This window comes from Methylovulum sp. (assembly GCF_028687615.1).
In the GTDB taxonomy this organism is placed as follows: domain Bacteria; phylum Pseudomonadota; class Gammaproteobacteria; order Methylococcales; family Methylomonadaceae; genus Methylovulum.
Window position 1 is genome coordinate 15,840 of sequence record NZ_JAQTZU010000012.1, and the last position, 23,814, is coordinate 39,653.

At 50.8% G+C, this 23,814-nt stretch carries 26 protein-coding genes; 23 read left to right on the forward strand and 3 right to left on the reverse strand.

From position 1 onward, the window contains the following. Window positions 1-61 precede the first annotated feature (61 nt). On the forward strand, window positions 62-592 hold the full coding sequence (locus PHH59_RS08960; protein ID WP_300014447.1) for an SRPBCC family protein: 531 nt from the start codon (window positions 62-64) through the stop codon (window positions 590-592). Window positions 593-646: 54 nt separating this feature from the next. Here PHH59_RS08960 and PHH59_RS08965 read toward each other — a convergent pair whose 3' ends face one another. Continuing rightward, entirely contained in the window at window positions 647-1,318 is a 672-nt protein-coding gene (locus PHH59_RS08965; protein WP_300014450.1) for a response regulator transcription factor, read from the reverse strand. 336 nt (window positions 1,319-1,654) lie between these two features. Between PHH59_RS08965 and PHH59_RS08970 the strand changes: the two genes are divergently transcribed. From PHH59_RS08970 to PHH59_RS09015, 10 genes are all read left to right on the forward strand, one after another. Then, window positions 1,655-3,463 carry a methanol/ethanol family PQQ-dependent dehydrogenase gene (locus tag PHH59_RS08970; protein ID WP_300014453.1) on the forward strand — a complete coding sequence of 603 codons (1,809 nt, stop codon included), beginning with the start codon at window positions 1,655-1,657 and terminating at the stop codon, window positions 3,461-3,463. A 203-nt stretch (window positions 3,464-3,666) separates the two neighbouring features. Next, window positions 3,667-4,509 (forward strand): methanol oxidation system protein MoxJ, encoded by an 843-nt coding sequence (moxJ, locus tag PHH59_RS08975; protein ID WP_300014456.1) that lies wholly within the window; start codon window positions 3,667-3,669, stop codon window positions 4,507-4,509. A 15-nt stretch (window positions 4,510-4,524) separates the two neighbouring features. Further along, window positions 4,525-4,995, forward strand: a complete 471-nt coding sequence (gene moxG / locus PHH59_RS08980) for a cytochrome c(L), periplasmic (RefSeq protein WP_300014459.1) — start codon at window positions 4,525-4,527, stop codon at window positions 4,993-4,995. Between the two features lie 13 nt (window positions 4,996-5,008). Further along, a complete protein-coding gene (locus tag PHH59_RS08985) occupies window positions 5,009-5,296 on the forward strand; it encodes a methanol dehydrogenase (protein ID WP_300014462.1) in 288 nt (95 codons plus the stop codon). A 497-nt stretch (window positions 5,297-5,793) separates the two neighbouring features. Then, window positions 5,794-6,804, forward strand: a complete 1,011-nt coding sequence (locus PHH59_RS08990) for a MoxR family ATPase (RefSeq protein ID WP_300014465.1) — start codon at window positions 5,794-5,796, stop codon at window positions 6,802-6,804. A 217-nt stretch (window positions 6,805-7,021) separates the two neighbouring features. Beyond that, a complete protein-coding gene (locus PHH59_RS08995) occupies window positions 7,022-7,639 on the forward strand; it encodes a hypothetical protein (RefSeq protein ID WP_300014468.1) in 618 nt (205 codons plus the stop codon). 394 nt (window positions 7,640-8,033) lie between these two features. Further along, window positions 8,034-8,870 carry an MxaS protein gene (locus PHH59_RS09000; protein ID WP_300014471.1) on the forward strand — a complete coding sequence of 279 codons (837 nt, stop codon included), beginning with the start codon at window positions 8,034-8,036 and terminating at the stop codon, window positions 8,868-8,870. Then, window positions 8,867-9,760, forward strand: coding sequence for a nonribosomal peptide synthetase MxaA (locus PHH59_RS09005; protein WP_300014474.1), 894 nt, complete (start codon window positions 8,867-8,869; stop codon window positions 9,758-9,760). Before PHH59_RS09000 ends, PHH59_RS09005 begins: the two co-directional genes overlap by 4 nt. Further along, on the forward strand, window positions 9,757-10,737 hold the full coding sequence (locus PHH59_RS09010) for a vWA domain-containing protein (protein ID WP_300014477.1): 981 nt from the start codon (window positions 9,757-9,759) through the stop codon (window positions 10,735-10,737). The genes PHH59_RS09005 and PHH59_RS09010 overlap by 4 nt, the downstream gene beginning before the upstream one ends. Continuing rightward, window positions 10,734-11,285 (forward strand): MxaK protein, encoded by a 552-nt coding sequence (locus PHH59_RS09015; RefSeq protein ID WP_300014480.1) that lies wholly within the window; start codon window positions 10,734-10,736, stop codon window positions 11,283-11,285. The genes PHH59_RS09010 and PHH59_RS09015 overlap by 4 nt, the downstream gene beginning before the upstream one ends. Before the next feature lie 72 nt (window positions 11,286-11,357). Here the strand turns inward: PHH59_RS09015 and PHH59_RS09020 are convergent, their stop codons facing one another. Continuing rightward, window positions 11,358-11,663: a type II toxin-antitoxin system RelE/ParE family toxin gene (locus PHH59_RS09020; RefSeq protein WP_300014483.1), complete on the reverse strand. Its 306-nt coding sequence runs from the start codon at window positions 11,661-11,663 to the stop codon at window positions 11,358-11,360. Further along, on the reverse strand, window positions 11,651-11,932 hold the full coding sequence (locus PHH59_RS09025; RefSeq protein ID WP_300014486.1) for a CopG family transcriptional regulator: 282 nt from the start codon (window positions 11,930-11,932) through the stop codon (window positions 11,651-11,653). Before PHH59_RS09025 ends, PHH59_RS09020 begins: the two co-directional genes overlap by 13 nt. A 105-nt stretch (window positions 11,933-12,037) precedes the next feature. On the opposite strand from PHH59_RS09025, the gene PHH59_RS09030 reads away from it, so the two are divergent. From PHH59_RS09030 to PHH59_RS09085, 12 genes are all read left to right on the forward strand, one after another. Continuing rightward, window positions 12,038-12,994: a vWA domain-containing protein gene (locus PHH59_RS09030; protein ID WP_300014489.1), complete on the forward strand. Its 957-nt coding sequence runs from the start codon at window positions 12,038-12,040 to the stop codon at window positions 12,992-12,994. A 456-nt stretch (window positions 12,995-13,450) separates the two neighbouring features. Beyond that, entirely contained in the window at window positions 13,451-14,401 is a 951-nt protein-coding gene (locus tag PHH59_RS09035; RefSeq protein ID WP_300014492.1) for an ABC transporter substrate-binding protein, read from the forward strand. An 852-nt stretch (window positions 14,402-15,253) separates the two neighbouring features. Next, window positions 15,254-15,814, forward strand: coding sequence for a lysophospholipid acyltransferase family protein (locus PHH59_RS09040; RefSeq protein WP_300014495.1), 561 nt, complete (start codon window positions 15,254-15,256; stop codon window positions 15,812-15,814). Further along, window positions 15,807-16,100 (forward strand): phosphopantetheine-binding protein, encoded by a 294-nt coding sequence (locus PHH59_RS09045; protein WP_300014498.1) that lies wholly within the window; start codon window positions 15,807-15,809, stop codon window positions 16,098-16,100. Before PHH59_RS09040 ends, PHH59_RS09045 begins: the two co-directional genes overlap by 8 nt. Before the next feature lie 41 nt (window positions 16,101-16,141). Further along, entirely contained in the window at window positions 16,142-16,390 is a 249-nt protein-coding gene (locus PHH59_RS09050; protein WP_300014501.1) for an acyl carrier protein, read from the forward strand. Beyond that, window positions 16,390-16,932 (forward strand): hypothetical protein, encoded by a 543-nt coding sequence (locus tag PHH59_RS09055; RefSeq protein ID WP_300014504.1) that lies wholly within the window; start codon window positions 16,390-16,392, stop codon window positions 16,930-16,932. The genes PHH59_RS09050 and PHH59_RS09055 overlap by 1 nt, the downstream gene beginning before the upstream one ends. A 130-nt stretch (window positions 16,933-17,062) precedes the next feature. Next, window positions 17,063-18,631 carry an AMP-binding protein gene (locus tag PHH59_RS09060; protein WP_300014507.1) on the forward strand — a complete coding sequence of 523 codons (1,569 nt, stop codon included), beginning with the start codon at window positions 17,063-17,065 and terminating at the stop codon, window positions 18,629-18,631. After that, window positions 18,628-19,362 (forward strand): glycosyltransferase family 2 protein, encoded by a 735-nt coding sequence (locus PHH59_RS09065; RefSeq protein ID WP_300014510.1) that lies wholly within the window; start codon window positions 18,628-18,630, stop codon window positions 19,360-19,362. The genes PHH59_RS09060 and PHH59_RS09065 overlap by 4 nt, the downstream gene beginning before the upstream one ends. Then, window positions 19,359-20,282 (forward strand): hypothetical protein, encoded by a 924-nt coding sequence (locus PHH59_RS09070; RefSeq protein WP_300014514.1) that lies wholly within the window; start codon window positions 19,359-19,361, stop codon window positions 20,280-20,282. The genes PHH59_RS09065 and PHH59_RS09070 overlap by 4 nt, the downstream gene beginning before the upstream one ends. Continuing rightward, complete coding sequence (locus PHH59_RS09075) at window positions 20,275-21,804, forward strand: histidine ammonia-lyase (RefSeq protein ID WP_300014517.1); 1,530 nt, start codon at window positions 20,275-20,277, stop codon at window positions 21,802-21,804. The genes PHH59_RS09070 and PHH59_RS09075 overlap by 8 nt, the downstream gene beginning before the upstream one ends. Next, window positions 21,797-22,219, forward strand: coding sequence for an acyl-CoA thioesterase (locus PHH59_RS09080; protein ID WP_300014520.1), 423 nt, complete (start codon window positions 21,797-21,799; stop codon window positions 22,217-22,219). The genes PHH59_RS09075 and PHH59_RS09080 overlap by 8 nt, the downstream gene beginning before the upstream one ends. Next, on the forward strand, window positions 22,216-23,742 hold the full coding sequence (locus tag PHH59_RS09085) for an NAD(P)/FAD-dependent oxidoreductase (protein ID WP_300014523.1): 1,527 nt from the start codon (window positions 22,216-22,218) through the stop codon (window positions 23,740-23,742). Before PHH59_RS09080 ends, PHH59_RS09085 begins: the two co-directional genes overlap by 4 nt. Window positions 23,743-23,814 lie beyond the last annotated feature (72 nt).

Sequence of the window (23,814 nt, forward strand, 5' to 3'; positions counted from 1 at the left end):
CCCCCAAGCGGTTTCGTCGCTGATTATCAATAATAAGCCTTTTTTCTAGGAATTATTGTTTATGAAGCCCGTCGCTTTTGTGTTTGCCAGTTTCTTGATGTTTCCTCTCATTGCTTTAGCCCACGGGCCAACACCTCAAAAAGCCAAAGAAAGCGTCACGATTAACGCGCCCGTCGCCACGGTGTGGGAGACAGTAAAACCATTTGACGGCATCGCCAATTGGCATCCCGATGTCAAACACAGCACGGGCGATGGTAAGCACGAATCCGGCGGCACGCGCACCATCACGCTGCAAAACGGCGGGCAATTGATTGAAGAATTGGATTTTTACAGCGATAAAGATCACGAATACAGCTACCGCCTGAAAACCGAAAACGTCCAGGCCTTTCCGGCGAGTTCCTATTCCGTGACCTTACAAGTCATCCCAGGCGGCGATGCCAGCAATAGCACCGTAGTGTTAAAAAGCCGTTTTTATCGCGGCGACACGGGCAATACGCCACCCGAAAATTTGAATGACGAGGCGGCGGTGAAAGCCATGAACGCATTTTTTAAGAATGGTCTTGACGGGCTTAAGCAAAAGTTGGAGAAATAGCCATTCTCAGCCCAAACCCGTCAGGTTTTGAAACCTGACGGGCGCATTGCCAGCCTATCCATCATCTTGCAGCGCATTATGCACTTCGATTAAGCCTTGCCTAGTCGCCAACAACGTCAATTTGGCAAGCGTCGCCACCCCCAACTTTTCCTTAATCGCCGTGCCGTGGTTGCACACGGTCTTATAACTCAAACACAATTTCTCCGCCGCCTTATGCGTGGTGTAGCCGTTTGCCAATAGGCAAAACACGTCGAATTCACGCGGCGACAATAATTTAATCCTTTCCGAACCGTCCAAGCCTGAAGTCATGGTAATTGCCAGTTGCTGGGCGAGTTCGGGTTCAACAAACGTACCGCCTTGGGCGATTTTACCGACTGCCGTGATGAGGGTTTCGGGGACGCTGTTTTTGGTGATATAGCCTTTCGCCCCGGCCTTTAAGGCGCGGGTGACGTAGACCAGTTCATTATGGATGCTGAACACCAAGATTTTGGCGTGGGTGTCGCGGCTGATGAGCCGCCGGATGGTTTCAAAACCGCCAATGCCGGGCATCGACAAGTCCAGCACGACCAAGTCGGGCTGATGCTGGTTGTACAACTGGCAGGCGGTTTCGCCACGGTCGGCTTCGTAAATCTGCCCGACATTTTCCGATAAGGACAGATAGGTTTTATAACCCGCCCTGACCACCGCATGGTCATCGACCAACAAGACATTGATTTTTTGTGACACCTTATCCTCCTTACCGATAAAACGCCCATGATGCCGTGTTCGGCCTATTGGGGCTATAGGAGGATTTCCTTTTTACGCGCCGTTCCAAAGCCAGAGCTTATGGGCATAAATGGGAACGAGCATCGCAGGAATATTTCCCCCAAATTTACTGCCATTTTCCCCGCTGTTTTAAAGGCTTATTCCGTAACGGCCTTCCCGTCGCCCACCGTATCATTTCCGCCCAGCATAGCCGGGTGTCCTGAACCAACCTTGCCAGATCAAGCAAGCCAAGCACTTATTATCAGGACATTTGGCTAGGCCCTATTGAACAAAAAACAATAACATTCTGGAGGAATCATGCGGATTTTGAAAATGGCTCGTTGTGCCGGACGTACTGCGTTGGCGACGGGCATTGCCTTGGCTTTGGCGCAACCTGCGCTCGCCAACAAAGAACTGGAAAAACTGTCGCGCCAAAACACCAACTGGGTGATGCAGACCAAAGATTACAGCGCGACCCATTTTAGCGAGCTGTACGACATCAATATCACCAACGTCAAAAACCTGAAACCGGTCTGGTCATTTTCCACGGGCGTGTTGAACGGTCACGAAGGCGGCCCGTTGGTGGTCAACGGCATCATGTATGTGCACACGCCGTACCCGAACAATATTTTCGCCATCGACTTGAACGAGCCGGACAAAATTCTCTGGGAGTTCAAACCCAAACAAAACCCTGCTGCCCGCGCCGTGGCCTGTTGTGACGTGGTCAACCGCGGCTTGGCTTACGCACCGGAAGGCAACGGTTATCCGGCGACCATTTTCCAAAACCAATTGGACGGCCATATCGTCGCCTTGAACGCCAAAACCGGTGAACTGCTTTGGAAAATGGAAAACTCCGACATTGCGATGGGTTCTACGCTGACCATTGCGCCGTTTGTCGTGAAAGATAAGGTCATCGTCGGCAGTTCCGGTGCGGAATTGGGTGTGCGCGGCTATGCAACCGCTTACAACATCAAAGACGGCAAGCAAGCGTGGCGCGTTTATGCCACCGGCCCTGACGAAGACATCAAGTTGGCGAAAGGTTTCAACAAAGCCAACCCGCATTACGGGCAGTTTGGTTTGGGTTTGAAAACCTGGGAAGGCGATGCGTGGAAAATCGGCGGCGGCACCAACTGGGGTTGGTACGCCTTCGACCCCGATTTGGACATGCTCTATTACGGTTCTGGCAACCCGGCGCCGTGGAACGAAACCATGCGCCCCGGCGATAACAAATGGACGATGACGATCTGGGGGCGTGATGTCAACACAGGTGAGGCCAAATTCGGCTACCAAAAAACCCCGCATGACGAATGGGACTACGCAGGCGTTAACTACATGGGTTTGTCTGAGCAAGTGGTGGACGGCAAAAAACGCAAGTTGCTGACCCATCCTGACCGTAACGGCTTGGTGTACACGCTGGATAGGGAAAATGGCGATCTGATTAACGCTTTCAAAATTGACGACACCGTCAACTGGGTGAAAAAAGTCGATTTGAAAACCGGCTTGCCGATTCGTGACCCGGAATATTCGACGCACATGGATCACGAAGCCAAAGGCATTTGCCCGTCCGCGATGGGCTACCACAACCAAGGCATCGAATCTTACGACCCCGCGAAAAAACTGTTCTTCATGGGCATCAACCACATTTGTATGGATTGGGAGCCGTTCATGCTGCCTTACCGTGCCGGCCAGTTCTTCGTCGGCGCGACCTTGAACATGTACCCAGGCCCGAAAGGCACCTTAGGCCAAGTCAAAGCCATGAACTCCGTCACTGGCGAGTTTGAATGGGAAGTGAAGGAGAAATTCGCAGTGTGGGGCGGCACGACGGCTACCGCTGGCGACTTGGTGTTCTACGGCACTTTGGATGGTTACATCAAAGCTCTGAATTCCAAAACTGGTGAAGAGCTGTGGAAATTCAAACTGCCTTCCGGCGTTATCGGTCACCCTATCACTTATCTGCATGACGGCAAGCAATATGTGGCGATTTATTACGGGGTTGGCGGTTGGCCTGGTGTCGGTTTGGTGTTTGACCTGAAAGACCCGACGGCAGGTTTAGGTGCGGTGGGTGCGTTTAAAGAATTGGCGCATTACACGCAAATGGGCGGCGGCGTGATGGTGTTTGCGTTGTGATGTGTAAAGAGCAATCGAGATAGCAATATCGTCATTCCGGCAGGGATTGCCGGAATGTCTTAATGCAGGACGGGGTTTGTAACCCCGTCCTTAAGGTTTTGGAACACCTCTCGAGCACTAGAAACGTTACGGAACGGGTTGCAAACCCGTTCCAGCAGAATTCTCTGAACTTGCATATAGATTGATTGGAAGCGAGAACAAACATGCCATTAACAAAAAAACACCTGTTAGCCCTCGTGTGCTTAGGTTTAAGCCTGTCCACGGCAAACGCCGACGGCAGCCTCAAAATCTGCGCCGCCGAAGATGAAATGCCGTACTCCAACAGCAAAGGCGAGGGTTTTGAAAACAAACTCGCCCAGTTAGTCGGACAAGCATTAAACAAAAAAGTCGAGTACGTCTACTGGACTGACCCGCGCTATTACCTGCGCGACACCTTGGACAAAGGCTTGTGTGATGTCGCCATCGGCGTGGATACGGGCGACCCGCGTGTCTCCACCAGTGTGGCGTATTACCGTTCCGGCTATGTGTTCATCACCCGCCAAGACGGACAGGCGATCAACTCGTGGGACAGCGAGGCTTTGCAAAAAGCCCGGCGTATCGCCTTTGTGCCGGGTTCGCCTGCGGAAGTGATGTTACGCGCCATCGGACGCTATAACGATATGTTCAATTATTCGCAAGAACTGATCGGTTATAAATCCAAACGCAACCAATACGTTAAATACGACACGGCAAAACTGGTCAGCGAAGTGGCCTCAGGCCATGCTGAAGTAGCGGCGTTATGGGGGCCGGCGGCAGGGCGTTATGTCAAAGCCTCCGGCACACCGTTAACCATGACCGTGATCCCCGACACCAACCACCGTGCCGACGGGGAAAAAGTCGGGCATCACTACAGCACGTCGATGGCGGTGCGTAAAGGCAACGAAGCCTTGCTTGCACAATTGAACCACGTTATTAAAGCGAAACAACCGGAAATACGGCAGTTGCTGGAAGCCGAAGGCATACCGTTGCTGGACGCAGAACAAGTCGCCGTTGCCGCAACCCATTAAGGAAAAAATCAGGACATGAAATTATCAACACTCACCCTGTGTGCTTCGCTATCGCTGTTTTTTAGCGCGGCTCAGGCCGACATCACCCTGCATAACGCCATCACGGGCGAAACCTTGGATTTGAGTTTCGCAAAAAAAGGCGGCAACACCGATGCCTTCAAGCAGTTTATGCAAGACGGCAAAAACCCCTACAACGGCAACAAAGAAGTCGTGGAAAAAGGCAAAAGCCTGTACATGACGGGCTGTTCTGGCTGCCACGGACACGAAGCGGAAGGCAAACTCGGCCCAGGTCTAGCGGACGATTATTGGACTTACCCGCGCAACGCCACCGACCAAGGTTTGTTTGAACTCTTGTTCGGCGGTGCCAACGGTATGATGGGGCCGCAGTACGTCAACTTTAACACCGATGAAATGTTGCAAATCATGGCGTTTATTCGTGACATCTACACAGGTGATCCGAAAAAGGCCAAATGGTTAACTAAATAATGAGGATAACAGTATGAAAAAATTAGTATTATTCAGCATGGCGGTACTTGCCGCCGTATTGTCAGCGTCCGCCTTGGCCTACGATGGCACCAACTGTAAAGAACCCGGCGTGTGTTGGGAGCCAAAACCCGGCTATCCCGACAAAGTCGCAGGCAGCAAATACGACCCCAAGCATGATGTCAACGAACTGAATAAACAAGCCCAATCGGTTAAGGAAATGGAAGCGCGTAACGAGAAACGCCGCCTGAATTTCGTCAAAACCGGCAAGTTTGTTTATGACGTGGATGACATCGCCAATTAAGTTTGGGTTCGTCAGTTGCGCTAGTTCCCAAGCTCCGGCTTGGGAACTCAAGTCCCAGAAGCTCTAGCTTCGAGAATAGCTGTAGGCTCTAGTTTCCTGACATTATGAGAATGCGAAGCTAGAGCTTCGGCTACCGCATTCCCAAGCTGGAGCTTCACTGCCATTAAGTTAAGAAAAAATGTCAATAAAACATTGGTTAGGTTAACAAATCCCCCCTAGCCCCCCTTTTTCAAAGGGGGGAATTTAACCACTTTTTCACTGAAATTGTAAAAAAGTGATCCTCCCCCTTTGAAAAAGGGGGATTGAGGGGGATTATTAAAATCTACAACTTAATGATTTTAATAATCTTATTTCTTAACTTAATGGCAGTGAAGCTGGAGCTTGGGAACGAGTGAATGATGCGCTTCCCTTCGTTCAACACATCCTACGATTTGTTTTTAGGCTAATCCCCCTCAATTCCGGCAAACCTCCCTTGCCGGATTTTTTTACAGAAAACCATGACCGACTTAAACGCCAGCCGCGAACAAGCCTTACGCTTTGAACACCAGCTCAACCAAATCGTCATCGGGCAAACTGCCGCCGTGCGCCATTTGTTATTGGCAGTGTTTGCACGTGGACATGTTTTGTTAGAAGGCCATGTCGGTGTCGGCAAAACCACCTTGCTCCGCGCCATCGCCCACGGTTTGGGTGGCGATTACCAGCGCATCGAAGGCACGATAGACCTAATGCCCGCCGATCTGATTTATTACACCTACCTAGATGCGAGTGGCAAACCCCGCGTCGATCCCGGCCCCTTGCTCAACCACCGCGAACGCTTGGCGACCTTCTTTTTTAACGAAATCAACCGCGCCCGCCCGCAAGTCCATGCCTTATTATTACGGGCCATGGCGGAACGCAGTGTCAGCGCGTTTAACCAAACCTACCACTTGCCGCATCTGCAAGTATTCGCCGACCGCAACCGCGTCGAGCGCGAAGAAACCTTTGAATTGCCCGCCGCCGCCAAAGACCGATTTATGTTTGAAATCAGCCTCGACACGCCTAGCGATGAAGCGGTGTTGCAAGAACTGATGTTCAACCCGCGCTACCACGACACCGACCGCTTGGTACAAGAAATGCCGGGTGGACAAATCGCCTATTACCAACTGAATGAAGTCGCCGCCAGCATCCAAGCCCACATCCACAGCAGCGACAAACTCAAGACTTACGCCTTGGCCTTATGGCAAGCCTCGCATAATCCCGCCAAGTTCGGCATCCGCTTGGCAGATGTCGATATGGCGGAATTGATACAAGCCGGAGCCAGCCCGCGTGGCATGAGCTTTTTTCTCCGCGCCGCGAAAACCCGCGCTTGGCTGGAAGGCCGCGACAATCTATTGCCGGAAGATTTACAGACCGTTTACGCCGTGACGATGGCGCACCGGATATTTTTCAGCCCCTTGTACGCTTACCGGAAAGAGAAGCTGATGCCGCAATTGATACAAGGGATTTTGGGGCAGATTGCTGCGCCGTGAATGTGTAGACAGGCTCGTTTCCAAGTATCAGCTTGACTGACAATAAGTTAAGGATTTTTCCGTTCGTGCTGAGCCTAGTCGAAGCATGAACGGAAAAATCCGATCCTCGCAAAGTAAACCGTCCACCTTTCGACTTGGCTCAAGGCGAACGGCTTACCTTGCTCAATTAAATGACAATGAAGCCGGAGCTTGGGAACGAGCGTCACGAGTGTAAATCATGAACACCACTATAAAAAATCAACTAAACGCCGTATTCGACCTCACTGCCTTACGTTTAGCCATCGCCGCATACGCAGGCTTAGGTTTGTTCGTGGTGCTCATCGCCGAAGGCTTGGACAACCAAGAACCCGCGCCCTATGCCGCTTATTATGTCGGGGCGGTTAACGAGTCCATCAGCCCGAAATTTTGGGATTTGCTCAGCGACACCAGCTTATTGCTGCTGTGCCTGAGCCTACCCGCCGCGTATCTGTCCAGACGACATCAAGCCTTATCGACCCCGGCAAAATATTTATGCCGCATCAATAACCGATTGTTCCTATTGGCGTTTACCTTGGGCGCGACAGCGTGGGGGATTTTATTGGCGCAAATTATCTTGCGCTTGGCGGATGGCGCGTATCCCGCCGCATGGGGAAACTTGTTTTTTGACGCGCCCGGCTTTTTAATTTTAGTGTTCTTGCCTTTGCTCAACAGCTTATGGTGGTGCGCCGCGCAAACCGTGGCGCAACCGGACAGTGCTGCGTTGCAATGGCTGTTTGACAAATTGGGCAAATACACTTGGCCTGTGTACGGCGTGTTTACCGGCTTGGTGGTGTTTTTGGTGGTTAATCAGCAATGAGTAATTCGTCCCGAAAGACACAAAAAACTCGGCTTGTTCCCAAGCTCCTGCATCACTGTCATTAAGATAAGAATTTATGCCCTTAATTTCAATAAGATAAGAATGTCGTAGGGCGCATTAGCGATAGCGTAATGCGCCGGATGCTTGAAATCCAACATGCGGTGCAATACGGCTATCGCCTATTGCACCCTACAATTGGTGCTTTATTGGTTTTTTAACAATTTGATTTTAAAAGTAATTTAATTAACTTAATGGCAGTGAAGCTCCTGCTTGGGAACACAGTCTAGGAAGCTCTTGCTTCCCGACTCTTTATAAAGATACGAAGCTAGAGCTTCGGTAACGGCATTCCCACACTGCCCAGCGGGTAAGCTGGAGCTTGGGAACGAGTAAAACCATGAACCCAACCCAAATATTCCAATACCGCTTAAACACACCCAGCAACCGCGTTTATCCGGGCGCACATGTCGGGCGCAGGGTCAGTAGCGGGCATTTGTTCAAGCAACACGAACCGCTGCTGGCGCATCCCGATCCTCGGCGCATAGATTTGCGGGCGAGTGTGTTGGATGTGTTCGGGCAATATTGGGTGCGGGTTTACCAGCAACACAGTCTGATTGATGTGCTGTTGCTGGCGGATTTGTCGGCATCTATGAATCAAAACAAAACCTTATTACTAGCCTGTCTGGATGCCATCGCCGAATCGGCTTTCAGTTATGGCGACCGTTTTAGTTTTATCGGATGTGGCAGTGAAAGCAAGCACTGTTATCAGCTAAGCCATTGCCAACAACAGGGCGCACTCCGTAGCTTTAGCCAACAATTGCAAGCCGCCCGTTTCACGCCACAGAACCCGCATTGGCAATCAGCTCTGCCACATTTGCCCAAGCGCCCGTCCTTGGTGTTTTTGTTGTCGGATTTTCATTTTGATTTGGCTAGCCTTGCGCCCATTTTGCCGCAGTTGCGCCAGCACGATGTCATCCCGCTAGTCGTCTGGCAAACAGCCGATTATGAAAACCTGCCGGAATGGGGCTTGGTCAGTTTTCAAGACAGCGAAAGCCGCGCCACGCGCACGGTGTTTATGCGTCCGGCCTTGCGGCGCACGATTGTGCAAAATTTCCAGCTACGGCGGCGGCATCTGCAAAGTTTTTTCCGTGGCTATGGCTGTGAACCGTTGTTTTTGCAAGATGACTTTAACGCCGCGCAGCTGCAAGCGTATTTTTTACAGAGGGTGGCATGAGCAAGTGGCTTATTTTCGGTTTGTCGCTGATTTTGTTGGCGTGTAGCAATGCGCCCGACACACCGATTAGCGATTTTGAATTTTTAACCCCGCGCCCGTTCGGTTACCTCAACGGCGATGAAATCCGCCACAAAATCATTCTCGAAACCCGCAACGGCGTGCAATTGCAACGCGGTGGCTTGCCCAAGCGCGGCGTGGTCAACCGCTGGCTGAATTTAAACACTATCGCGGTCAACGAAACCAAAATCAGCGGCGGTTTCCGTTATGAAATTGATTTGGTCTACCAAGCCTTTTACGCGCCGCTGGAAGTGAAAATGCTCACCATCCCCAGCTTTGATCTGCCTTTGGCGCAAGGTGGCAATAACGCCAGCCAAACCGTGCCCGCTTGGCATTTCACCTTATCGCCGTTGCGCGAGTTGTCGATCAGAAAAGACGAGTCGGGGCAATATATGCGCCCCGATGCCGCGCCGCCGTTGCTCGATAATGCGGGCGTAGTTTACGGTTTGTGGGCGGCAATTGCTGTCACGTTGGGCAGTGCGGGCGGTTTGGCTTATCTCTACGGCTATTTACCAGGCTTGCCAAAACGCCGCGTGTTTAAACGGGCGGCGAAAAAACTCGCCGGATTGTCAGACGCGCAAACGGAGGAAGCCTTGACCGTGTTCCACCAAGCCTTGAATGCCGTCAATGGTGCGCCCTTGTTCCAACATCAATTGGCGGATTTTTACCAACGCCATCCGGCTTACCAACCCGTTGACGCGCAACTGCGGTGGTTTTTCCAAGCGTCGAATCAGTTTTTTTTCAGCGATACTGCGCCAAACCAGCCCGAAACACTCGCCAGTTTACGCAAACTCTGCGCGGCCTGTTTGGATAAAGAACGGGGTTGGCGATGACAGTGGCTGTGGATACGCCGTGGTGGCTGGCGGCTTTGCTGCTGGCGGTGTTGCCCTTGTTCAATAGTGGCATCCAGCCCAGCACTTACCCGCACTTGCAGATGCTGCCCATCGACCCGCTATCGCAGGCCATTTCGGTGGTGTTGCGGGGTTGCGCGATGGCGACGATTGCCGCCTTGGTGTTAGGTTTGGCAGGCCTGCATCAAACCGAACAAAGCCGTGAGCGCATCGGTTACGGCGCAAACATCGTTTTGCTGTTAGACCGCAGCAACAGCATGGACAACACCTTTGCCGGCAAAACGCCGGATGGCGCGAACGAGTCCAAAGCCACGGCGGCGCGGCGTTTGTTAAGCGATTTTGTCGGACAACGCCCGCACGATTTGCTGGGCATAGCCGAATACAGTACCGCGCCGTTGTTCGTGTTGCCGCTAACCGACAACAAAGCGGCGATACACGCAGCGATCAACGCCACCGCCACGCCCGCCTTGGCGTACACCCATGTCAGCAAAGGTTTGAGCATGGCCTTGGATTTGTTTAAAGACCAACCTTTGAGCGGTTCGCGGATTGTGTTATTGGTGTCCGATGGCGCGGCGGCGATAGACCCGGACAGCGAATTGCAACTGCGTGTCGCTTTTAAAAGGCAAAACATCCGTTTGTACTGGCTGTTTTTACGCACCGTCAACAGCCCTGGGATTTTTGATAAACCGCAAGACCCACGCGACGATAACGCCGGAGCGATGCCGGAGCGTTACCTGCATTTGTTTTTCTCCAGCCTCAACATTCCTTATCAAGCCTACCAAGCCGAAAGCCCCGATGCCATGCAGCAAGCCATCGCCGACATCAACCGCTTGGAACACGCGCCGCTGCATTACCGCGAACGCATCCTCAAACGCGATTTGTCGGCTGATTGTTATGTCTGGGCGACCGCTTTATTGGCGGTGTTGCTGGCGGTGAAATTTTTCGAGGTGAAACGATGATGAAACCAATCGTATTATGGACGGTGTTGTTGCTCGGTTCGGCGGCGATACTGGTACAAGCGTGGAAACTGGTCGGCATCAGCCAAAGCAACCAATCTATTGCGGACTTGGCAGCAGGCAAAGACGTACCGCTGGAGAAAATCGTCAATGCCGCGCCGCAAGTGCGCTTAGCGCGGGCGATGGTGTTCAAAAAGCAACAGCGCTATGACGAAGCTTTGGCGACTTTGAATTTGATTTTAGACGCACCCGATCCAGCCTTGCAGGCGAAAATCCGTTACAACTTGGGCAATATTTATCTGCATCTAGCTATCGTCAAAACCGAAGCGATGGCAATCAACGATGCCATGCCTTTAGTGGCTTTGGCAAAACAAGCCTACCGCCAAGCCTTAGCGTTGGACAGCCAGTTTTGGGATGCCAAATATAACCTGGAAGTCGCCATGCGCTTGTTGCCGGAAATGGACAAGGTCAGTAACGAAGAGGAAAGTCCGGTTAATCAGAAATCGCAGTTGTGGACGACGGTGCCGGGGTTTCCTAGGGGCTTGCCTTAAGTTCTAGCTCCCTAACGAAATTCAGAAAGCCGGAGTATGGAAAAGAGGGATAAGAAGGGTCAGTGAAGGAGTTTACGGTTCGGCATTCTCATCAATGCGATTTTCTTTGCTATGCCAAACGCGGATGATGAAGACGGCATCGTTACCGTAGAGGTAACGCAAAACATAAGCCCCCGTACCAAAGGGCGCGATCATTTCCCGGCGCGGCGTTCCGTCGTCCATCGGTCGCCCAATTAAAGGAAATTGGGCGAGTCGATCTGCGGCTTCTAAGATTGTTTGGCCTGCGCGTGTTGCCGCATTTGGATTCTTGTCTGCAAGGAAAAGTCTCAGCCGGAGAAGGTCATCAAGGGCTTCGGGTAGCCAAATTACTTGGGACACGGCAATTCGTTGTCACTGCCCCATGAACTCAGCCACTCAGCTACCGATGAGTGCGGAACGGCATGGCCTGATTGTTGGTGATTTTGCCAGCGCAGCATATCCTCAGCTTTTTCGCGCTCGTAAGTCTCTTCCCGCGTGACGTAATCTTCAATGGCGGCATTCACTAGCCATTGTGGGCTTCGGGATTTGAGCGTACTTAAGGCGGTCAATCTTGTGAGCAGGGATTCATCGAGTTTGATGGCGCTGTTGGTTTGGGGGATTGCTTGCATGTAAAACACCTCTTGCGACTTTCAATCATTTTACGGGTTTTAAGCTATGCCTTAGTGTAACGCCACCCAAAATAATATTCCAATTTACAGCCATTTAAGCGCTCTATGATTCCAAATATCGCCAAAAACTACCGCTTCTGGCTATTAACCCTAGCCCTAACCGCCATGCTAACCGCCTTCATCCGCCCTACCCAAAACCAGCCGCGCCCTATCTACAATTACACGTTCATCATCGACATCACCCGCAGCATGAACGCTGCCGACTACCAACTCGACGGGCAAGCAGTCAGCCGATTGGATTACGTCAAACACAGCTTACGCGGCCTATTGGCGAAATTGCCCTGTCAATCGAAAATTGGCTTAGGTTTGTTCACAGAACGGCGTTCGACTTTATTATTCGAGCCGATAGAAGTCTGCCAAGGCTTCAATGATATTGATACGGCCCTGGCGCAAGTTGATTGGCGTATGGCTTGGGCGGCGGATAGCCGCATCGCCAGCGGTTTGTTGAACACCTTGCAGATGCTGGAAAAACTCGGCACCCATGTTGTGTTCATCACCGACGGGCAAGAAGCCCCGCCCGTCAACCCGCGTTACCACAGCGATTTTGCCGCCGTCAAAGGCAAGGCCAAAGGCATGGTTATCGGTGCCGGTGGTTTGCAAGCCGTGCCTATCCCGAAATTCAACCATAAAGGCGAGCCGGACGGTTTTTACCGCCCCGATGACGTGCCGCACCGCTCGACCTTTGGCGAAGCGGATTTGAACCCGGAGAATATCCAAGGTTATAACGCCCGCAATGCCCCCTTCGGTAGCGAAGCGGCGGCGGGCAGCGAGCATTTGTCGGCTTTGCAGGAAAGTTATTTGCAAATTTTAAGCGAGGAAGCGGGTTTGCATTATCAGCGTCTGACGACCTTGGACGACTTGGCTACCGCGCTGCAAATCCCGGATTTTGCCGTACAGAAAACCATTGCCGTGGATGTGCGTTGGCAAGCGGCAATGCTGGCTTTGGGCTTGTGTGTCTTGGTCTATGTGCGGATTGTGCGTGGCCAATCACCCGGCGCATGAAGGACAGGCAAGGCTTAGGAATGTGCATGAAATAATTTCCGCACCGACCCGTCAGACCTGTCAGGTTTTCAAAACCTGACAGGTCTTGATCCGCGAATTTATTCCATGCACATTCCTTAGTTGTTACGCTCGTTCCCAAACTCCTGCTTCGCGTGGCGTGACAGGAAGCTGGAGCTTCCCATCCCGCATTCCCAAGCCGAAGCGTCACTGCCCACAGTTAAGAGTTTAATTTAATTAAAACAATGTATTACGAATTTGTAGGTCGGGTCGCCTAATGCGCCTACTGTTGGTAGCGATAGCGTAACCCGACCTACAATTGATAGTAACCACAAAAACATAATCGTAACCGCATGAATATTAATATTTATTCCTTAACTGTGGGCAGTGAAGCCGAAGCTTCGGAACGAGCGTGTAAAACCAACGCGCCAACAATAATTTATAAAATAGGAAAATCTTATGAGATTTAACGGCTTGTTTTTTGTACTTTTGCTTCTATCTGGAGTTGCCCTTGCCACAGAAAAAACGCCCATCCGCATAGGTGTCCAAACCACGGGCACGGTCGCTTGGGAATTGGCGGTGTTACTAACCCTGGAGACCGATTTTGATGTGCTCGTCAACGAGATTGCCAATCCTGAAGCGGGCAAGGCGGCGTTGCAGGCGGGAGAAGTGGACATGATTGTTTCAGATTGGCTGTGGGTGGCGCGGCAACGGGCTAGCGGCGCGGATTATACGTTTTATCCCTATTCCACTACCTCAGGTGCCTTGGTCGTACCTAAAGACAGCCCTATCCACAGTATTAAGGATTTGCTGGGCAAGCGGCTAGGCATAGCAGGTGGCGAGCTGGATAAAAACTGGTTGTTGCTGCAAGCCTTGGGGAAACAAAAAAATGTGGACTTGAGCGCGTCGGTGGAAAAAATTATGGGCGCACCGGCGTTGCTCAGCGAAAAACTCCGCCAAAACCGGCTTGACGCCGTGCTGACCTACTGGCATTTCGCCGCCCGCTTGGAAGCCGAAGCTTATCGGCAAATTGTTGATGGCAAGGGCATTTTAAATGCGTTGGGGATTAACGGAAACGAACCGGCCTTGGGTTACATGTTTAAACAAAGCTGGGTAGCGGCGCATAAACCAGCGGTCAAGCATTTCTTAACCGCCAATTTACAGGCCAAAAAGCAATTATGCGTTTCCGATGCGGCCTGGAAAAATGTCTTGCCGTTGACCCAAACGAATGACCCAGCAACCCAAGCCAACTTGCGCCGGCATTATTGTGCAGGCAATATCCAGCACTGGGGCGGCCATGAACAACAAGCGATTGCCCGTATCTACACTTTGCTACGCACCTTAAGTGACCACCAACTCACGGGTTCATCAGAAAATCTGCCAGACGGCACATTTTGGTCAATTGATTAGCTTTTATGGTCATTTAATAAAAATCAATGGGTTGGTTTTATTAAAAGCGAAACTCCATTCGTTTTTGAAAAAACCAGGCATTCCAATCAAAAATTTCGATTACCGGAATGTAGGATTCATGCGGCTTCGACCGTAGTGTCTACATTTTAAGTTCGCCGTCTGCGACAGAAAACCTCAAAGCCAGATACAAAATAGCTTTATGTTATTGAATATAAACTACTTTCAATAATAAGAATTGCAGGGTATTTACGCCACTTGAAATCTACTTTTATGGCTGCCTCCCCCGGTTTTGCATGGACTCACTGGCATCGGGTGGACGCCGAACCCCTCTGGCTATTTCGTTCACCGCCTCCAACGCCACTTTCGCTTTTTATGTACCGGACAGGATCGTGCGCTTTTTTCACTCATCCCGGCCTACCTTTTTATGATAGACACCCTCTTAATATGCCGTCTGATTTTGGCATCCATATACTAAATTCCTAGCCAAATAACTCGGCACATCTAGGATTGCAATTTTAAAATTAAGCGGCTATCCTTCTGGGCAGTTTATTTTACGTTAGCATCGTCGTACTTATGGCTCGCAAAATACTCGGTATTAGCGATAACTTGCCGAATAAAATGCCTTGATCGGGAACGATAACAATGAGAAAACGGCTGGATTATTACTGGCGTTTGTTTGCTACAGGCCTGAGTTTTAGTGTTTTTGGGATAGGCGGCGTTTTATTATGGGTACTGGTATTTCCTATACTAAATGTCGTTCCTGGTAGCCCCCTTAAGAAAAGGCGACGGGCGCAAAAATGCGTGCATTACAGTTTTTATATTTTTATTGGCCTGATGCACCGGATTGGCATTATGACTTATGAAATTAATGGTTTGGAAAGGCTGAACCGGCCCGGACAGTTAATTTTAGCCAACCATCCCACCTTGGTGGATATTGTGTTTTTACTCAGCAGAATCCCCTATGCAAGCTGCATTGTCAAAAGTGAGTTATTCCATAACCCTTGCATGAAAGGGTCTATCGTCAATGCCGGGTATATCAGCAATGGCGATCCAGAACAGATGATCAATAGCTGTGTGGACTATTTAAAGTCCGGTGGCATCATGATCATTTTTCCTGAAAGTACCCGGACCGTGCCCGGTGTCGAGTATAGTTTCCAGCGCGGCGCGGCAACTATCGCATTGTTGGCTAATGCCGTGGTGACGCCGGTTACGCTACATTGCTCCCCCAGTACCTTAACGAAAGCGGAAAAATGGTATCAAATACCTAGCCGGCGGTTTCATTTGTCGATGACGGTAGGTGAGGATATAGTGCTGGATGATTTTAGGGCAATAGAACCGAAAAGTATTGCAGTACGTCGCTTCAACAACTATTTACAAAATTATTTTATTCAACAACGGAGCATTCATGAGTAGCGGTTTGGAATTGGAAGATGAATTAAAGCAAATGATTATAGACACGCTATCCTTAGAAGACTTAAGTGTTGCCGAATTTAACAGTCAGGAAGCTTTGTTCGGGGGGGGTTATGAACTGGATTCTATCGACGCCTTGGAGCTGGGTTTGGCTATAAGGAAAAAATATGATGTTAAGATTGATGCGGAAACAGATGATGTGGAGAAAATATTCGCGTCAGTGGCTCACTTAGCCGCTTTTATTTATTCCAAACTTGAATCCAGCCCACTTGAAGCCAAGCAGGTTTGAATCCAGAAGGGCTATAGATACGCTATGAATGAAGATACGCTATGAATGATCGTGATGAGATTTTGGCTGCTGTCCATAAAATCATGTTGGAAATGTTTGAAATTGATGCGGGCCAAGTGACCTTGGAAGCCCGCCTGTATGATGACCTGGATTTTGATAGTATTGATGCGGTCGATATGATCGTGAAACTGAAAGAACTCACACAACGGGAACTGAAACTTGAGGATTTTAAGACGGCGCGGACTGTGGGAGATGTCGTTGAATCTATATTCAGGATTATGAACCCTTGATGTTCCGCTTGCTTTTAGGTTTGGTCTTGCTGCTATATCCCTTGGCGGTCTATCTGGGCATTGGGGCATTGGCACCGTGGAAAATTTCGCTGGCTTTATTGGTGGTGCTAGTGGCCCGTTTTTTCTTATCGCCTTCAGATAAGCAATGGGGCGGCGTACTGATTGGCTTTGGTGTCCTCTATTGCGTTTTTGCCATCTGGCAGAATAGCGAGTTAAGTTTGCGCCTCTATCCGGTGGGCGTGAATGCCTGTTTTTTCCTGTTATTTTCCCTTAGTTTGATATTCCCCCCGCCCATCATTGAACGCCTGGCCAGGCTGCAAGACCCCAATTTATCGGCTCAAGGAGTCAGCCATACCCGAAAAGTGACCCAAGTCTGGTGTGTATTTTTTATCATCAATGGTTCGATTGCCGCTGGTACTGCCTTATGGGGCAGTTTTTTCTGGTGGGGGCTTTACAATGGTCTCATATCATACCTATTGATAGGCTTATTGATGGGTACTGAATATCTAATCCGCATCAGGTTGCAAGCGCGTGAGCAATAAATTGAAGCAGACACCGCTTACGCAAATCGCTTTAGGACAAGTTTCGGGAGCGCCTGTTGCTGTTTATCAAGGGCGGCAGATAAGCCACGCTGACTTTTGTCGCGATGTGTCAGCTAAAGCGGAGGCTTTAGTGCGCCAACCACAAACCGACTACGCTTTGTATTATGATGCCGCTTATCCCTTTGCCGTGATGCTGTTTGCCTTGTGGCACGCTGGCAAAGCCGTCTGGATTGCCGCCAACAATAAGCCCGCAAACGCTGAAAAGCTGATGCAGCAAGGTTGCGCTTTATTGGGTGACTGGCCTTCTGGTGAACCCCTATCATTGCCCGGCAGCGCGGGTTCGCTAGCTTTATCTGCATTGGATTTGCAAGGCTCGCGCTTAACGCTCTTTACGTCAGGCTCCACAGGCCAGCCGCAAGCCATCCAAAAACAGTTGTGGCAATTGCAAGCTGAAGTGGACGCTTTAGAACAACAATGGGGGGAGGCATTGGCGAACTCCCAGGTGTTGGCAACCGTCAGCCATCAGCATATCTATGGGTTATTGTTCAAAGTATTGTGGCCTTTGGCGGGCGGGCGTTGTTTCCATAGCCAAATATACCTAAATCCAGAGTCGCTGTTAAAAGCCGCGTTGCGGTCTTCGGCCCCGTCCTATTGGGTAGCCAGTCCGGCCCAGCTAAAAAGGCTGGATGACTTGACACCTTGGTCTGAAATGCGCCGCTTAAAAGCTATATTTAGCTCTGGCGGCTTCTTGGAAGCGGATGCTGTTAGGCAAATTGAAGTTCACGGTAGTGGCCCCAAACTGATAGATATTTATGGCAGCTCTGAAACCGGCGGCATTGCTTGGCGGGAACCCGTAAACGACGGACGCTGGCAAGCTTTTTCCGGCATCAGGATAACGCAAGCCACAGGCAACCAGCACTTACTACAATCCCCTTACTTGCCCAAGGATACGCCCTATGTATTGCATGATAAGATCGAATTTTACAAAGATGGCAGGTTCAGTCTGTTAGGCCGAAGTGACCGCATCGTAAAAATAGAAGAAAAACGTCTGTCGCTGACTGAAATGGAGCAGGTGCTAGAGCAGTCGGACTGGGTAGGCCAAGCACATTGCCGGCTCTGGGGCGATAAGCGGGTGCGGGTCGCCAGTGCCATCATTTTAACGGGCTTGGGACTGGACTACCTGAACAATAAGGGGCGCAATGCGTTAATCAAAGCACTAAAAATGCACTTGCTGGACAGCTTTGAAACTGTTTTCCTACCGAGGAAATGGCTGTTCATGGATCGTTTGCCCTTATCAACCCAAGGCAAAATCGACCATGACAGCATAGCCAGTTTATTGGCCTTGGATAGCCGGATATACCCCGAACTGCAATTCTTAAGCCAAAGGGATGATGGCGTGGAATTGTCCTTGCGCACCCAAGCCAGTTTGCTGTATTTTGCCGGACATTTTCCCGAAATGCCGATTTTACCCGGTGTCACCCAACTGGCTTGGGCGGAAAACTATGGCAAGCTGTTTTTCCCCATTACCCAGCCGTTTTCAAGTATGGAAGTGGTTAAATTTAAAAAAATAATCCGCCCTGGCGACAAGCTGACCCTGCAATTAAATTGGAATGCGGACAGCGGCAAATTGTATTTCGACTTTAGTTCCGCCATCGAGTCACACAGTTCGGGCAGGCTCTTATATGGAGTTGATCAATGAGTACCTGTATCGTCATCCCCGTGTACAACCATCATGAGGCCATTGCTTATGTGGTTGATGCCATCCGGCAATTTAATCTGCCTTGTTTGTTAATTAATGACGGCAGTTCTGAGGAGTGCACGGCAGAATTAAGGCGGCTGGCGGAACAGGAAAAAACCTGGCTAATCCTGCATGAGCGGGAACAAAATGGCGGCAAAGGCGCGGCGGTCATCAGCGGCCTACAGTTAGCCATAGACAAAGGCTTTAGCCATGCCATCCAAATCGATGCCGACGGGCAACACAACTTGGCTGACATGGGCCTGTTCCTGTCCGCCAGTGCGGCAAACCCCGAAAAATTAATTTTAGGCATGCCCCGTTATGATGGCGGCATCTCCAAAAAACGCTTGTATGGCCGGCAATTCACCAATTTGTGGATTTGGATTAACACCCTGTCTTTCGATATAACTGACGGCATGTGCGGCTTTCGGTGCTACCCGCTAGCCGCTGTAGACAAATTATTCCAGTCAACAACCCTGGGCCAGCGCATGGATTTTGATATAGAAATTGCCGTGCGCTTGCACTGGCAGGGTGTAAAAGTCATCAATATCGAAACGGATGTGCGCTATCCCTTAGACGGCGTGTCCCATTTTAGAATGCTGGAAGACAATGTCTTGATCTCGAAAAAACACGCCCAATTATTTTTCGGCATGTTGTGGCGGCTGCCGATGCTGTTGCTGAGGCGTTTGCGATGAGCCACTGGGCGCAGCTTGAAGAAAGCAGTTTCATTTGGGGAATGCAACTGTTGCTGAAAGTTTACCTGTTATTGGGGCGGCGTATTTTGCAATGCTTTTTGTATCCTGTGGTGAGCTATTATTGGCTAATTAACAAGCCTGGGCGGCAAGCCAGCCGCCACTATCTGCGTAGATTGTCGGCATACTTGCCCGAACAGGGCGGACAAAGGGCGAATTACAACAGCTACCGGCATTTTCTCAGTTTTGCCAATTCAATTATCGACAAATTAGCCGCTTTGAGCGGCTCACTATCTCTCCAAGAGATTGACTATAAAGGCCGCGAGGCGATTATTAGCCATGTTGATAAAGGCCAAGGTTTGTTGCTGCTTGGTTCCCATCTTGGCAACATAGAGGTGTTACGCGCCATTGCGGGCTTACGCAAAGATGTGACGGTGAATGTATTGGTCCACACCCGCCACGCCGAAAAATTTAACGCCTTATTAAACCGCAACGCAGAGTCAAACCGGGTCAAGCTCATCCAAGTGACCAGCATCACTGCGGCAACCGCCATGCTATTGCAGGACAAAGTGAATGCCGGGGAGCTGGTGGTGATTGCGGCGGACAGGACGCCCGTGAGCGGACAAAACCGAGTCTCCCGCGCCATTTTTTTGGGGGATCCCGCGCCTTTCCCGCAAGGCCCCTACATTCTGGCATCCTTGCTCAAATGCCCTGTTTACACCTTATTTTGCCTAAAGCACCAACAGTTGCAGACTATTTACTTCGAGCATTTTAGCGATGCCATCGTCCTCCCGCGCAAAGACCGCGAAGCCGCCATCCAAAAATACACCCAAGATTATGCCGACCGGCTACAGCGTTATTGCTTGAAAGCCCCCTTGCAATGGTTCAATTTCTATGATTTTTGGCAGGAAGGACATGATTAATCCAGCCGTGCTTGTTGATGGCAGCAGCTTAACCATTGAAGACATTTGCCAGATCGCCCAGCAAACGAAAACCTTGCGATTGGGCGAAACCGCCGTTTTTAAAGACCGGATCAATAAAGGCGCCGAATTTCTCACTACGCTACTGCGGGAAGAAGGCTTTATTTACGGCGTCACCACGGGCTATGGCGACTCTTGCACCGTGCCTATCCCCATAGAGCATGTCGCCGACTTGTCGCGCCACCTCTATACCTTCCACGGCTGCGGCTTAGGCGCCCATTTTGACCTGGCGCAGACCCGTGCGATTATGGCGGTGCGGATCAATAGCCTGGCGCAAGGGTTTTCTGGTGTCCGTTATCAATTATTGCGGCAGATCAGCCTCTTGCTTGAACATGACATACTGCCTTTAATCCCGCAAGAAGGCTCGGTCGGCGCCAGCGGTGATTTAACGCCTTTGTCTTATCTGGCGGCGGTGTTGGCGGGTGAAAGGGAAGTTTGCTACCAGGGGCAAACACAAGCGACGATAAGTGTTTTTAACAACTTAAACATTGCGCCGCTCACGCTAAACCCGAAAGAAGGTTTGGCGATTATGAACGGGACGGCGGCGATGACCGCCCTTGCCTGTTTGGCGCATCAACGCGCCGCCTATTTGGCACAGTTGAACACCCGCATCACCAGCTTGGTGTCAGTTGCGCTACAAGGCAACGCCGGGCATTTTGATGAACGCCTGTTCAGTGTCAAACCCCATGCCGGGCAAATCAAAGTGGCGGGGCGTATCCGTGAGGATTTGTCGGTTGCCGCACTGCCCACCCGAAATGACACCCGTTTGCAGGATCGTTATTCTTTGCGCTGTGCGCCGCACATTATTGGCGTATTGGAAGACGCGCTGCCTTGGTTCCGGCAATTTATTGAAAATGAACTGAATAGCGCCAATGACAACCCCATTATTGATGCGGAAAACGGACGGGTATTGCATGGCGGGCATTTTTACGGCGGCCATATTGCCTTTGCAATGGACAGCATGAAAACCGCCGTCGCCAATTTGGCGGATTTGATGGACCGGCAGTTGGCGCAACTGGTTGACCCTAAATTTAATCATGGCTTGCCCGCCAATCTTTCTGGCGCAAAAGCCGAACAAGCCATGTTGAACCACGGCTTTAAAGCGGTACAGATCGCCGTTTCCGCATGGACGGCGGAAGCCCTGAAATTGACCATGCCCGCGAGCGTGTTTTCCCGCTCCACCGAATGCCATAACCAAGACAAAGTGAGCATGGGGACAATTGCGGCACGCGATTGCCTGCGTGTGCTGGAATTAACCGAGCAAGTTGCCGCCGCCACCTTGATAGCCGTTGTCCAAGCGGTTGAATTGCGGTGCGGCAACCAAGCCCTCAGCCCAAACTTAACGCTGACCCTGTCCCAAGTCAGGGAGCATGTGCCTTTTTTGGAGCATGACCGGGCATTGGAACAGGCATTGCGCTTATGTATAGGGCTAATACGCGACCAGCACTGGAGCTTGTATGAGTAAAAGCGTCGCCAGCTCAGAGACTGAAATTGACGTGCCGTTTTTTGATGTCGATTTAATGGAAATTGTCTGGCATGGTCACTACGCCAAATATTTTGAAATCGCCCGCTGCGACTTGCTCGATAAAATTGATTACGGTTACATGGCAATGCGGGCTTCTGGCTATGCCTGGCCCGTGATCGACCTGCACATCCGCTATGCCAAGCCGCTGATATTCAGGCAAAAAATCATCGTCCAAGCAAACTTGGTCGAATGGCAAAACCGCCTAAAAATCCATTACCAAATTGTCGATAAAGCCACAGGCGTCCGTTTATCACGCGGCACTACCTGCCAAGTTGCCGTTGACATGGCAAGCCATGAAATGTGTTATGAAAGCCCCGCGATAATCTGGCAAAAACTGGGGCTGGAAAAGCCATGAGCCACTATGATGCCATTGTCGTTGGCAGCGGGATAGGCGGGTTGACCAGCGCGGCATTGCTTGCCCAAGCCGGGAAATCCGTCCTCGTGCTGGAGGCCCATGACCGGCCTGGCGGCTATGCCCACGGCTTTAAGCGGAAAAAATACCAATTTGATAGCGGTGTGCATTTGGTCAGCGGCTGCGGCCCCACAGGCTATCAGGGCGGTCAGATAATTTATAAGTTGCTTCACGCTTTAGGTGTTGCTGATGAACTTGAATTTATTGACGTTGACCCGTTCAGCCATGTCTATTATCCGGGATTCGATAGTGCCCTGCCGCAAACGATGCCAGCCTTTATCGACACTCTGGCAAAGCATTACCCCGGGCAACGTCAGAGCTTGGCGGATTTAGTCCAGCTCTGTTTGCAAGTCACCGAAGAAATCGCCTTGGCTAGCGAAATGGCCTTGACGGACTACGACACCGCCAGCCGCTTAGTGCCTGCCTTATGCCGATACCGTAAAGCGACCTTGGCCGAGGTGATGGCGGAATATATCAATGATCCCCAATTATGCGGCGTTTTTGCCAGCAACTGGCCGTATCTGGGCTTGCCGCCGTCAAAGCTGTCGTTTATTTATTGGTCGGCTATGCTGATGGGCTATATGGCTGACGGCACTTATTATTGCAAAGGCGGTTTTCAAAAACTGGCCGATGCCTTGGTGAAAGGCATCCGTCAGCATGGCGGATGCGTACAACTGCGCTCGCCTGTCGAAAAAATTATCATTGAAGACCAGCAAGTGGCTGGCGTTCTGGTAAAAGATACCCGCTTCAACACGCCCGTGGTGGTTGCCAATGCCGACATGCGGCAAACAGTCTATGATTTGGTCGGCGCACAGTATTTCTCGGATCGGTATCTGCAAAAGCTCAAAAAAATGCAGCATTCCGTGTCTATCTTCGTGGTTTATATCGCCACCGATTTGGATTTGGCGCAGTTGGGTATGGCGCATGAATCCTTCTATTACCAGGATTTTGACCATGACCGGAATTTTGCCCGGACTCTGGCTGGCGATGTGGACTGGATGGGCATGACGGTGCCGACTTTGATAGATCCAGGACTTGCGCCTGCGGGTGAACATTTGCTGGTGCTCACGGCGTTGCTACCCTATAGCGTCAATGAGTCCTGGCAAGCCGCCAAACCCGCGTATATGGACAAGCTAGTGGCTATTGCCGCACACTACATCCCTAACTTAAAGCAGCATATTAACTTTATTGAAGGCGGTTCACCCGCCACCTTGCACCGTTACACACAGAATTACCAAGGCGCGGCTTATGGTTGGGACGTGATACCCAGCCAGATCGACCCTATCCGCATCAAAAATGCCTCGCCAGTGCCGGGCTTATATTTTGCCGGACATTGGTGTTCCCCAGGCAGCGGTGTGTATGGCGTGAGCATTTCAGGGATGCAGGCCGCGCAACAAATTTTAGGTCTGAAAAAGCCATCGGAATTATGGCAAGCACTTCTTCCAACAACTCAGCAAGACGTGTGAAATAACCCCAACAGCTTGCCCCCCTGCATGGTAAGGATTTGGCTAAAAATAACTTCCCGAACTGTCATTGCC

What these genes read in the sequence shown, in the direction of transcription:
- PHH59_RS08970 (WP_300014453.1), top strand. Translation starts at nt 1,655, where the DNA reads ATGCGGATTTTGAAAATGGCTCGTTGTGCCGGACGTACTGCGTTGGCG.
- PHH59_RS09080 (WP_300014520.1), top strand. Translation starts at nt 21,797, where the DNA reads ATGAGTAAAAGCGTCGCCAGCTCAGAGACTGAAATTGACGTGCCGTTT.
- PHH59_RS09010 (WP_300014477.1), top strand. Translation starts at nt 9,757, where the DNA reads ATGACAGTGGCTGTGGATACGCCGTGGTGGCTGGCGGCTTTGCTGCTG.
- moxG (WP_300014459.1), top strand. Translation starts at nt 4,525, where the DNA reads ATGAAATTATCAACACTCACCCTGTGTGCTTCGCTATCGCTGTTTTTT.
- PHH59_RS08990 (WP_300014465.1), top strand. Translation starts at nt 5,794, where the DNA reads ATGACCGACTTAAACGCCAGCCGCGAACAAGCCTTACGCTTTGAACAC.
- PHH59_RS09055 (WP_300014504.1), top strand. Translation starts at nt 16,390, where the DNA reads ATGTTCCGCTTGCTTTTAGGTTTGGTCTTGCTGCTATATCCCTTGGCG.
- PHH59_RS09005 (WP_300014474.1), top strand. Translation starts at nt 8,867, where the DNA reads ATGAGCAAGTGGCTTATTTTCGGTTTGTCGCTGATTTTGTTGGCGTGT.
- PHH59_RS09025 (WP_300014486.1), bottom strand. Translation starts at nt 11,932, where the DNA reads ATGCAAGCAATCCCCCAAACCAACAGCGCCATCAAACTCGATGAATCC.
- PHH59_RS09000 (WP_300014471.1), top strand. Translation starts at nt 8,034, where the DNA reads ATGAACCCAACCCAAATATTCCAATACCGCTTAAACACACCCAGCAAC.
- PHH59_RS09065 (WP_300014510.1), top strand. Translation starts at nt 18,628, where the DNA reads ATGAGTACCTGTATCGTCATCCCCGTGTACAACCATCATGAGGCCATT.
- PHH59_RS09050 (WP_300014501.1), top strand. Translation starts at nt 16,142, where the DNA reads ATGAATGATCGTGATGAGATTTTGGCTGCTGTCCATAAAATCATGTTG.
- PHH59_RS09045 (WP_300014498.1), top strand. Translation starts at nt 15,807, where the DNA reads ATGAGTAGCGGTTTGGAATTGGAAGATGAATTAAAGCAAATGATTATA.
- PHH59_RS08985 (WP_300014462.1), top strand. Translation starts at nt 5,009, where the DNA reads ATGAAAAAATTAGTATTATTCAGCATGGCGGTACTTGCCGCCGTATTG.
- PHH59_RS09040 (WP_300014495.1), top strand. Translation starts at nt 15,254, where the DNA reads ATGACTTATGAAATTAATGGTTTGGAAAGGCTGAACCGGCCCGGACAG.
- PHH59_RS09085 (WP_300014523.1), top strand. Translation starts at nt 22,216, where the DNA reads ATGAGCCACTATGATGCCATTGTCGTTGGCAGCGGGATAGGCGGGTTG.
- PHH59_RS09030 (WP_300014489.1), top strand. Translation starts at nt 12,038, where the DNA reads ATGATTCCAAATATCGCCAAAAACTACCGCTTCTGGCTATTAACCCTA.
- moxJ (WP_300014456.1), top strand. Translation starts at nt 3,667, where the DNA reads ATGCCATTAACAAAAAAACACCTGTTAGCCCTCGTGTGCTTAGGTTTA.
- PHH59_RS09070 (WP_300014514.1), top strand. Translation starts at nt 19,359, where the DNA reads ATGAGCCACTGGGCGCAGCTTGAAGAAAGCAGTTTCATTTGGGGAATG.
- PHH59_RS09015 (WP_300014480.1), top strand. Translation starts at nt 10,734, where the DNA reads ATGATGAAACCAATCGTATTATGGACGGTGTTGTTGCTCGGTTCGGCG.
- PHH59_RS09075 (WP_300014517.1), top strand. Translation starts at nt 20,275, where the DNA reads ATGATTAATCCAGCCGTGCTTGTTGATGGCAGCAGCTTAACCATTGAA.
- PHH59_RS08960 (WP_300014447.1), top strand. Translation starts at nt 62, where the DNA reads ATGAAGCCCGTCGCTTTTGTGTTTGCCAGTTTCTTGATGTTTCCTCTC.
- PHH59_RS08995 (WP_300014468.1), top strand. Translation starts at nt 7,022, where the DNA reads ATGAACACCACTATAAAAAATCAACTAAACGCCGTATTCGACCTCACT.
- PHH59_RS09035 (WP_300014492.1), top strand. Translation starts at nt 13,451, where the DNA reads ATGAGATTTAACGGCTTGTTTTTTGTACTTTTGCTTCTATCTGGAGTT.